A 589-nucleotide genomic window follows, 5' to 3' on the forward strand; every position below is an offset into this window, starting at 1 on the left:
TTATTTTAGTTTTGCAACACCCTCTAACTTAATCGGAACGTTTAACCTTTCAAGTAGAGATAGAAAAGCTATAACCGAACAATATGAGCAGGGGGGGGGAGGATGATTTTTTTATTTATTATAAAAAAATTTATATGTAAATTGAATGCACTGGAAACATTAGTATGGGGGTAATAAATGTGAATCGATATAATAACTCAGATGAATTTGAAATAATTATGATATATATATAGAATTAAATAATCAAATTCAACAAGCATTTTATCTATAGGACGTTCGAAATTTTATTAAAAATGGTGACTTTAAATATGGCCTAGAGGAGTGGCATGTCAAAGGTGATGCAAACGTACAACAAATAAATGGTACACCTGTGTTAGTAATTCCTAATTGGAGTGCTCAAGTATCACAAAATATATGCTTAAACACGATCATGGATATGTATTGCGGGTGACAGCGAAAAAAGAAGGTCTGAGTAATGGAACGGTGACAATCTCCGGTGATGCAAATCAATAGAAACGATTTCATATACAACTTGTGATTATAATACAAGTTGTATATGAGCAAATAGGGTTCTGGTGCAAAAAAGCTA

Annotated in this window: 1 pseudogene; it reads left to right on the top strand. The window is 32.1% G+C overall.

What is annotated here, in order from left to right:
- Nucleotides 1-355: 355 nt before the first annotated feature.
- A pseudogene (locus RT27_RS36320) lies at nt 356-513 on the top strand (hypothetical protein).
- Nucleotides 514-589 lie beyond the last annotated feature (76 nt).

The sequence above is a fragment of the Bacillus sp. L_1B0_5 genome, from assembly GCF_000836715.1.
GTDB lineage: Bacteria > Bacillota > Bacilli > Bacillales > Bacillaceae_G > Bacillus_A > Bacillus_A thuringiensis_S.